The following is a 6,784-nucleotide window of genomic DNA, read 5'->3' on the forward strand; positions in this document are numbered from 1 at the left end:
CAGCTGGACGTCCGGGCCCTCGCCCAGCGCGGGCACCCCCGGCATCAGCGGCCGGGCGTCGATCCACTCCGCCGTGACGGCGTCCCCGCCGCGCCCCTTGAGGACGTCGTCGACCACGGCCCGTGTCTCGGCGGGATGCGGCGAACAGGTGGCGTACGCGACCACACCACCGGCCCGTACGGAGTTCAGCGCCTCCCGCAGCAGCCCTCGCTGCAACGGGGCGAAGCCGTCGAGGTCCGCCGGACGGCGGCGCCAGCGCGCCTCGGGGCGACGGCGCAGCGCGCCCAGGCCCGTGCAGGGCACGTCCACGAGCACTCGGTCGAAGGACCCCGCTCGCCACGGCGGCCGAGTGCCGTCCGCGGCGATGACCTGGTACGGGCCGGGGTTGCCCGCAAGGGCCCGCTCGACGAGCCGCGCGCGGTGCGGCTGCTTCTCGGAGGCGACCAGCGCCGCGCCGCGCTCCGCGGCCAGGGCGCCGAGCAGGGCGGCCTTCCCGCCGGGCCCGGCACAGCCGTCGAGCCACCGCGCGTCCGGCCCCTCCAGCGGCGCGTTCGCCAGCGCGGCGGCGACCAGCTGGCTGCCCTCGTCCTGCACCCCCGCCCGCCCCTCGCGGACCGCGTCGAGCGCCCCCGGCTCACCGCCGTCCGCCATCCGCACGGCGTAGGGGGACCAGCGGCCCGGCAGCGCGGACTCCTCCCCCACGGCCTCCCGCAGCTCGCCCGTCGTGGAGCGCCCGGGCCGCGCCACGAGCGTCACCTCGGGCCGCTCGTTGTCGGCGTCCAGCAGGTCCTCGATCCCCGCCCGTCCGCCGCCGAGCGCGTCCCAGAGCGCGGAGACGATCCACCGCGGGTGGGAGTGGACGACCGCCAGGTGCTCCTCGGGGTCCTCCTCGTACGGCGGGGCGACCCGCTCCAGCCAGCCCTCGAGGTCGTCGGCGGCGATCCGGCGCAGCACGGCGTTGACGAACTTCGCCCGGCCGTCGCCGAGTACGACCCGTGCCAGCTCGACGCTGGACGACACCGCGGCGTGTGTGGGGATACGGGTCCCCAGCAGCTGGTGGGCGCCCAGGCTGAGCACGTCCAGCACCGGCGGGTCCACCTCGCGCAGCGGCCGGTCCACGCACTCCGCGATGATCGCGTCGTAGGTGCCCTGACGCCGCAGCGTGCCGTAGACCAGCTCGGTCGCCAGCGCCGCGTCCCGGCCGTCGAAGCCGTCGCTCTCCCGGGCCTTCCGCAGCAGCGGCGGCAGGACGAGGTTGGCGTACGCGTCGCGCTCGTCGACGGCCCGCAGCGCCTCGAAGGCGAGGATGCGCACGGGGTCCTTCTGGGGGCGGCGGTAGGGCTTGCCGGGACGGCGACGACGAGTCTGGTCGTTCACGGGAATGTGCTCCGGGGCAGGATGGGGCTGGAGGTCCAGCCTACGTCGCGTCCTTACCGCCTCCTGGCGGCCCCTCAGGCCAGCGCCGCCCCCTCGGTGGCCGGGGCATCCGGCGCCCGCTCCGCGGGCGGCTGCGAGGCGTGCTGCGGGACGTGCCGGGCGGGGTGGGCCGCGGCCTGCTGGTCGAACTGCGTACGGTACAGCTCCTCGTAACGGCCTCCCGCGTCGAGCAGTTCGCTGTGCGTTCCGCGCTCGACGATCCGCCCGTCCTCGACGACGAGGATGAGGTCCGCGGCCCTGACGGTGGAGAGCCGGTGGGCGATGACGACGGCGGTACGTCCCTCCAGTGCCTCGGCGAGTGCTTCCTGCACGGCCGCCTCCGAGGTGGAGTCCAGGTGGGCGGTGGCCTCGTCGAGGATCACCACGCGGGGCCGGGCCAGCAGGAGGCGGGCGATGGTGAGCCGCTGCCGCTCGCCGCCGGAGAGCCGGTAGCCGCGCTCGCCGACGACGGTGTCGAGGGCGTCGGGCAGCGCGGCGACCAGCCCCTCGAGCCGCGCCCGGCGGAGCACCTCCCACAGCTCTTCCTCCGTCGCCTCGGGCCTGGCGAGCAGCAGGTTGGCGCGGATGGAGTCGTGGAAGAGGTGCCCGTCCTGGGTCACCATGCCGAGGGTTTCGCGGATGGAGTCGGCCGACAGGTCGCGGAGGTCCGTACCCGAGAGGCGCACGGCGCCGCTGTCCGCGTCGTAGAGCCGCGGCAGCAGTTGAGCGATCGTCGACTTGCCCGCTCCGGAGGAACCCACCAGCGCGACCATCCGCCCCGGCTCGGCGCGGAAGGACACCTCGTGCAGGACTTCCACACCACCGCGGGTGTCGAGGTTCGCCACCTCCTCCAGGGAGGCGAGGGACACCTTGTCGGCGGAGGGGTAGCCGAAGCTGACCCGGTCGAACTCGACGGACACCGGGCCGTCGGGGACGCGCCGCGCGCCGGGCTTGTCGGTGATGAGGGGCTCGAGGTCCAGCACCTCGAAGACCCGCTCGAAGCTGACCAGGGCACTCATCACCTCCACGCGCGCCCCGGCGAGCGAGGTCAGCGGGGCGTAGAGGCGGGTGAGCAGCAGGGCGAGGGCGACGACGGAGCCGGGGTCGAGCGTGCCGCGCAGCGCGTAGAAGCCGCCGAGGCCGTAGACGAGGGCCAGGGCCAGGGCGGAGACCAGCGTCAGCGCGGTCACGAACGAGACCTGGACCATGGCCGTACGGATCCCGATGTCGCGGACGCGGGCCGCCCGTGCCGCGAACTCGGCGGATTCCTCGTCGGGGCGTCCGAACAGCTTCACCAGGGTGGCGCCGGGGGCGGAGAACCGCTCGGTCATCTGGGTGCCCATCGCCGCGTTGTGGTCCGCGGCCTCGCGCCGGAGCTTCGCCAGCCTGCCCCCGACGCGCCGGGCGGGCAGCAGAAAGCCGGGCAGGAGGAGCAGGGCGAGGAGCGTGATCTGCCAGGAGATCCCGATCATCACGACCAGCGTGAGCAGCAGCATCACAAAGTTGCCCACGACCCCGGAGAGGGTGTCGCTGAACGCCCGCTGCGCGCCGATGACGTCGTTGTTGAGCCGGCTGACCAGCGCACCGGTACGGGTGCGGGTGAAGAAGGCCACCGGCATGCGCTGGACATGGTCGAAGACCGTGGTGCGCAGATCGAGGATCAGGCCCTCGCCGATGGTGGCCGACAGGCGGCGGGTCACCAGTCCGAAGGCGGCCTCGGCCAGCGCGATGGCTGCGATGAGGGCGGCCAGGCCGAGGACGAGGCCCTGCGACGAGCGGTCGACGATGGCGTCGACGACCCGGCCGGCGAGCAGCGGCGTCGCGACCGCGAGCATCGCCGTCGCCGTGCTGAGCAGGAGGAACCAGACCAGTCTGCGGCGGTGCGGGCGGGCGAAGCCGCCGATCCGGCGCAACGTGGCCCGGGAGAACGGCTTCCGGTCGCTGTCCTGGGCGTAGGTCGCGCGGTGGAGCGACGACCAGGCGGTGACTTCCATGTCCATCGGGCACTCTCCGAGGTCTCGATGTGCCGCGGTGTGTTCACGGCACGCAACGGACCGTAGAACCTCAACGAAAGTTGGGGTCAAGTCCTTCCCTGCCGCGGCACCGCGCCGCAGAGCCGGAGAACTCTCGCCCGTCGCTCCCGGCCGCCCGTCGCGCGTACGGGCGGCTGCCACCCGCCGCGCGGGCAGCGCGGGCGCCGCGCACCGTACGACACCGGCGCCTGTCGCGCCCACAGTCCGCCCTCGGCCCGGACGGCCGTCGCCCGTACAACCGGGCGGCCCCTCACGCGTACGGCCCGGAGACCTCGGGCCCTCGCCCGTACGGCCCGCACAACGCTCGCCCGTACATGCGGCCGCGGCCGGGACGGCACGGAGATGGGCCTCCCCCCGTCCCTCACCGGTCCGGCCCGGCGGTCAGCGTTCCAGCCGCTCGCCCGCGCCGATCCGCACGCCGCGCGCCCAATCGGCCGCCCGCATCGGCTTCTTGCCCTGCGGCTGCACCCACTCCAGCCCGACCGCATGCGATCCGGTCCCCACGGCCACCGCGTTCTTGGCGACCGACAGTTCGCCCGGAGCCAGGTCCCTACGGTCCGGCAGCGGCGTCACCGACATCACCTTCAGCCGCTCCCCGCGGAACAGCGTCCACGCCCCCGGCGCGGGGGCACAGCCGCGTACGACCCGGTCCACCCGCAGCGCGGGAGCCGTCCAGTCGATCGCGGCGTCCTCGACGGTGATCTTCGGTGCGTAGGTCACGCCGTCGGCGGGCTGCGGCACGGCCTTGAGGGTGCCGTCCTCGATGCCGTCCATCGTCGCGGAGAGCAGCCCGGAGCCCGCGAAGGCGAGCCGCGTCAGCAGGTCACCGCTGGTGTCGGTGGGCCGTACGTGCTCGGTGACCACGCCGTACACCGGGCCGGAGTCCAGGCCCTCCTCGATCAGGAAGGTCGAGGCGCCGGTCATCTCGTCGCCGGCCAGCAGCGCGTGCTGGACGGGCGCCGCGCCGCGCCAGGCGGGCAGCAGCGAGAAGTGCAGGTTCACCCAGCCATGCGCGGGGATCTCCAGCGCGGCGAGCGGCAGCAGCGCACCGTACGCCACAACCGGACAGCAGTCCGGGGCGATCTCCCGCAGTCGGGCGAGGAAGGCCGCGTCACGCGGCTTCACCGGCTTGAGCGCCTCGATACCCGCCTCCTCGGCCCGCTGCGCGACCGGGCTGGCGACCAGCCGACGCCCGCGACCGGCGGGCGCGTCGGGCCGCGTGACGACGGCCGCGACCTCGTGCCGGTCCGACGCGATCAGGGCGTCCAGGGCGGGTACGGCGACCTCGGGGGTGCCGGCGAAGACGAGCTTCATCGGTGGTGCACAGCCTCTCAGTCGGAAACGGCGAGAAACGGAAGGTGCGGGCGGGCAGTTGCGCAGCTGCCGAGCGCACCAGTCTATGGCTTCCACCCCCAGGGGGCGTACGCCCTGCTGTGCGCCCCTCGACGGCATGGAGTGCGCCCCCTGAACCGTGACCCCGGAGGCAGGTCCCGCGTTGGTCAAGAGAGATTGACCGAAATGGGGCCGCTTCTGCGGCCCGTCACTGTCAACGCCGGTTCGAGAGGCTTGTTCATGGCCGACCACGCAACGCACGACGCCCAGGCCCGGGCCAGCCTGCACCTGCTGGTGCGGGACATCGAGCGGGTCCGCCGGCAGGTGGACGCACTGCGCACCCTGACCGCCCAGCTGGGCAACGTCTACCGGCCGCGGCGCTCCGGCCCCTCGGCCGGATTCGTCGTCTACGGCCGGGCGCCCGCGCCCACGGTGCGGCTCGCCCAGGAGCTGCGGGACAGCGTCGAGACCCTGGTCACGGCCGCGGTCGACTTCGACCGCTCGCTGGGCTTCTCCTGGGACGCGGTGGGCTCGGCGCTCGGCGTGACGAAGCAGGCGGTGCACCGCCGTTACGGGTCCCGGCGCACGGCCGCGCAGAACGGCTCCGACAGCGAGACGGCACGGAGCGGGGACGGATCCCCGGTGGCGGTCGCTCCCTCCCCCGGACTGCGGCACGCGGAGTCCCATCCCTCCCTGCCCGCGGCTCCCTCCCTGCCCGCGGCGCGCTCGGTGCCGGGCCAGTCGGCCCCCGCCACGGTGCGGGAGGAAGCCCGCCCCACCGCGTTCCCGGGCCCCCGCCACGGCTGACAGCCGCCCGAGCCCGCCGCAACCGACCGCATTCCGGGCCCCTCACCACGGCTGACCGCCCGCCCGGCCCCGCCGCGGCCGACCAGGCCCCGCCGGTCGACGGTCCGGCGCGACCTCCGCGCCGGACTACGGGGCGGCAGGCAGGGACGCGTGCCTGGGCCCCGGAGACCGGGGCGATGGTGCGGCTCGGCGTACACACCGCCCGCTCCCCCGCCCACCCGCGCCGGAGGCGTCTCGCTCAGCCCAGGTCCGGCGGATCGATCCTGATCCGGACCGGATCCCCCTCCCGGCGCACCGCGCGGCCCGCCTGGGCCGTCTTCAGGGCGGACGCCAGGGCCGCACCACTGCCCTGGCGGACCCGCAGCAGAACCCGCTCCCAGTCCTCCCCCGACGGTGGGTCACCCGGCCGACGCGGCCGGCCCGGCGGGGGGCCGGACAGGGGTACGGGCCCCAACACCTCGATCGCTTCCGGCAGTTCGGCCGAGTTCAGCAGACTCTGGACGTCCTCGGGGCGACCGGCCACCGCCGCCATCCGGGAGACCGGCGGGAAGCCGAGCTCCGCCCGTTCGGCCAGCTCCCGTACCGCGTGGCCGACCGGGTCCCAGCGGACCAGCGCCTGAACGGGCCGTAGCGTCGGCTCGGCCACGACGACCACCGTGCCCCCGTCCTCCTGCCCGCGGACGAGCGCCGCCGCCTCCAGCCAGCGGCGCAGAGCCTCCTCGCCGGCCCGCAGATCGGGGCGGCCGAGCATGGCCCAGCCGTCCAGCAGCAGCGCGGCCGCGTAACCCGCCTCGGCGACCGGTTCAGCGCCCGGCGTGCTGACGACCAGGGCGGGCCGGTCGGGGACGGTGTCCAGCACATGGTCGCGGCCGGAGGTCCGTACCGGAACGGCGGGGAAGGCACGGCCCAGCTCCTCCGCCGTGCGCCGCGCTCCGACGATCTGCGCGCGCAGCCGCACTCCCCCGCACGCGGCGCAGTGCCAGGCCCCCTCCGTGCGCCCGCACCAGCCGCATCGCAGGGTGCCGTCGTCCCGGGCCTCCAGCGGCCCGGAGCAGTGCCTGCAGCGGGCCGGGGCCCGGCAGCGCTCGCAGGCCAGCCTGGGTACGTACCCCCGGCGGGGCACCTGGACCAGCACCGGGCCCGTGCGCAGTCCCTCGCGGACCACCTGCCACGCAAGGGTCGGCAGCCGGGCGGCG

General features: G+C 75.1%; 4 protein-coding genes and 1 pseudogene. 1 reads left to right on the forward strand and 4 read right to left on the reverse strand.

The genetic code is table 11. The features are described 5' to 3' along the window. From ACTWQE_RS33140 to fmt, 3 genes are all read right to left on the reverse strand, one after another. Nucleotides 1–1,377: RsmB/NOP family class I SAM-dependent RNA methyltransferase (locus ACTWQE_RS33140; RefSeq protein WP_443332799.1), on the reverse strand; the 1,377-nt coding region annotated here is incomplete at its 3' end. Between the two features lie 74 nt (nt 1,378–1,451). After that, on the reverse strand, nt 1,452–3,416 hold the full coding sequence (locus ACTWQE_RS33145) for an ABC transporter ATP-binding protein (RefSeq protein ID WP_443332800.1): 1,965 nt from the start codon (nt 3,414–3,416) through the stop codon (nt 1,452–1,454). A gap of 414 nt (nt 3,417–3,830) precedes the next feature. Beyond that, nucleotides 3,831–4,763 carry a methionyl-tRNA formyltransferase gene (fmt, locus tag ACTWQE_RS33150; RefSeq protein WP_443332801.1) on the reverse strand — a complete coding sequence of 311 codons (933 nt, stop codon included), beginning with the start codon at nt 4,761–4,763 and terminating at the stop codon, nt 3,831–3,833. Between the two features lie 258 nt (nt 4,764–5,021). Between fmt and ACTWQE_RS33155 the strand changes: the two genes are divergently transcribed. Beyond that, nucleotides 5,022–5,588: a hypothetical protein gene (locus tag ACTWQE_RS33155; RefSeq protein WP_443332802.1), complete on the forward strand. Its 567-nt coding sequence runs from the start codon at nt 5,022–5,024 to the stop codon at nt 5,586–5,588. 238 nt (nt 5,589–5,826) lie between these two features. Here the strand turns inward: ACTWQE_RS33155 and ACTWQE_RS33160 are convergent. Further along, nucleotides 5,827–6,784: pseudogene (locus tag ACTWQE_RS33160) on the reverse strand (primosome assembly protein PriA); the annotation flags it as partial.

The organism is Streptomyces sp. 8N706, from assembly GCF_052245415.1.
Taxonomy (GTDB): Bacteria; Actinomycetota; Actinomycetes; order Streptomycetales; family Streptomycetaceae; genus Streptomyces.

Coding starts and splice junctions, on each gene's coding strand:
- ACTWQE_RS33145 (WP_443332800.1), bottom strand. CDS start 3,416: ATGGACATGGAAGTCACCGCCTGGTCGTCGCTCCACCGCGCGACCTAC.
- ACTWQE_RS33155 (WP_443332802.1), top strand. CDS start 5,022: ATGGCCGACCACGCAACGCACGACGCCCAGGCCCGGGCCAGCCTGCAC.
- fmt (WP_443332801.1), bottom strand. CDS start 4,763: ATGAAGCTCGTCTTCGCCGGCACCCCCGAGGTCGCCGTACCCGCCCTG.